General features: G+C 56.6%; 2 protein-coding genes. Both read left to right on the top strand.

Translation table 11 applies throughout. The features are described 5' to 3' along the window. The first annotated feature begins 117 nt into the window (after window positions 1-117). The gene (locus tag DDT93_RS26670; protein WP_157960315.1) at window positions 118-912 is read left to right on the top strand and encodes a hypothetical protein; all 795 of its coding nucleotides are present in this window, start codon (window positions 118-120) and stop codon (window positions 910-912) included. A gap of 271 nt (window positions 913-1,183) precedes the next feature. Further along, the coding region (locus DDT93_RS26285; RefSeq protein ID WP_109468887.1) for a hypothetical protein at window positions 1,184-2,557 on the top strand (1,374 nt) is incomplete at its 3' end.

Raw genomic sequence — 2,557 nt, 5'->3', positions numbered from 1 at the left:
GAGATAGTTGTTCGAGACCTCTACCTCGCTGCCGATGACCCGGAGCGCTGCTAGCTTCATCGCCTTCTTCGTTCTGCTGGGGAGGGTCAGATAGCAAATGTCTGATACGGTCTAACCATGATGATTCCTCAGGAAGTGATACAGGCAGTTTGCTCGTTTGCATCGGGAGAAGATCGGTTTGCTGATCTGGGCACCAATGCCGTTGAGAAGACCTATAAATGGTCCATCCCCCAGAGTGCAGAAGCCTTGGTTGGCCCTCTTGAAGGTGGCTCCTTATTCGCTCGTACCCTAGACCTGAAACGCAAACTCTGGGCGCTTTGGCTGAGCGATCCCAACCAAAGAGAGAAGATCACAGAATTTATCGTTGCAGACTGGGGAGGTGTTCGGGGAAACAGGGAGGCTACCCTGAAGAGGCACCGTGAACGTGCGGAAGGAGCCGATCACAGTGCTCCATTCGCCGGGGTCTCCAGCTATTCGAAGATCCTGTCCTTGGTTGATCCCGAGCGCTATGCCATCCTGGATGCCCGGGTAGTCGTCGCGCTTAACGCTATCCAGGTTCTTGCAGGGACGAGTGACGGATTGGCTTTCCCCTACATTGCTGGCCGGAACAACATCACGGGCAACCAGCGAAAGAAACGTGGTTTCGCCATGTGTCCAAGGTACTCCGTGGGAACGCTCGTCCAAGTCAGGGGATGGCAACGAGTAGAACGCCCTCGCGCCTATCATGTTTACACTGACCTTCTTTGCCGGTGCCGAGCTCAGAGCTCAGCCGTGCCTAGCCTTTTCCAACTGGAAATGGCCCTGTTTTCGCAGGCCGAGGCCCTCGCTTTACGCGTAGAGCCGACGCTAAAGTCCCAGGCGTGCCAAGCCTCCCAGAGAAAAACTTCTTCTTTCGACGCGAAGTTCCCTTGACGATGCACCGTAGCATCCCTAAGTGCAGCAGTCCGAAGCCGCCCGCACACGTGGGCACCATGATCAGCGTCTAGAGGCGCTATAGCGGGTTGGTCCGCTATGAGGTTCCGCAAGAGCCTCAACTTTTTTCCAATCAAAACAAAACCACCGGTCGAAGTGTATCTCGCCGTCAGCGTTGTCTGCTGTTCGCGAAGCACTTGGGCCATTCATTCCGCCCGCGCATTCCGTGGGCTGGAAGCCAATAGGTTTGAAGGAAAGGACCACATGGCTCATGGTAAGAACGGACGCTGGCACGATCCTCGAGCAATCGCAGATCACAAATCCTCGCTATTCCAAGCCTCTCGATGTGCATCGTTACTGCGAGCACCCCGAGGCAAGAAAACTCATCAGGTCTATCTGGGAGGACTGCTTTGGTGCACCCTCGGAAGCCAATACGCGCAAAGGTGGGGTCAAGCCGAAGGCCAGCAGCCTTACCCAGCTTGGCACGACTATCACTGACCTCTATGCGGCTTGGTCAACTGACCCAGAGCTCTCCCTCGGCGTCGCGATGAACAATGCGGCGTGGGATACCGGCTCCAGATACAACAAGATTGGTCTATCCCGGCAGACGCCAACGATTATCCGCTGCCTCCAAGAGAATGGGTACATTGATCTTTCTCCGGGGAGTTATGCAGGGCCTGGAGCAGCAACAAATCGTATCACCCGCATCCGCGCTGCCGAGCGGCTTCGTGCGTTGTTTCGGGAGGTCAAGTTCGGCCCTCAGCACTTGCTCACCCATCCGGGCAAGGAGTGCATCATCATGCGCGGGTCGGAGAGGTCGGAAAGGAACCTGGAATACGAGGACACCTCCGAGGCCCGTAGGATGCGAGAAGACCTCACGGCCTATAACCAACTGCTTCAGAGGACCTTCATCGACGTGCCGGACCAAGAACTGCCCTTCATCGAGAGGCCAATCAAGTCCGGTGCCAAGCGAGGCGAGGTGACGAGGCAGTCAGTCTGCGGGATGGATAACTTCGTTCACAGGGTCTTCAACCGCGAGGACTGGCGCTGTGGGGGACGGTTCTATGGTGGTTGGTGGCAGAACTGCGGATCGGAGTACCGGAAGCGCATTCATATCAACGACGAGCCGACGGTGGAGGTCGACTATCGAGCGTTGCACGTAGCTATTCTGGCCGCCAAGCAGGGCATCAAGCTGGAAGGAGATCCCTACGAACTGGAAGCGGGAGTGGTTGAAGGTCTGGAAGCCGATGAGCAGCGCAGGTTGGTGAAGCTGCTTACCCTAGTCGCGCTCAATGCCCCTTCCAGGAAGGCAGCTTGCAGTGCGTTCCGGGATCAAGCCCCCACTGGCTCACGTGAAAAGTCGATGACCAATGCCGAGTTGGGGCGTGTCCTTTATGCGGTGGTGGAACGACATCCCTTCCTTCGAGATGGTCTGTGTTCAGATCAAGGGATTCACCTCATGAACACCGATAGCCGGATAGCCGCGTTGGTCCTTCGTTCCTTCACTCGTAGAGGCATCCCGGTTCTTTGCATCCACGATAGCTTCATCATCGGGTATTCGAAGGCGATCCTGCTCAAGCGTGCGATGAAGCTAGCAGCGCTCCGGGTCATCGGCAGCGAGGTAGAGGTCTCGAACAACTATCTC

It is taken from the genome of Albibacillus kandeliae, assembly GCF_003116585.1.
Lineage (GTDB): Bacteria > Pseudomonadota > Alphaproteobacteria > Rhodobacterales > Rhodobacteraceae > Albibacillus > Albibacillus kandeliae.
This window is presented reverse-complemented; position numbering and strand designations above follow the sequence as displayed.

What these genes read in the sequence shown, in the direction of transcription:
- DDT93_RS26670 (WP_157960315.1), top strand. Translation starts at nt 118, where the DNA reads ATGATGATTCCTCAGGAAGTGATACAGGCAGTTTGCTCGTTTGCATCG.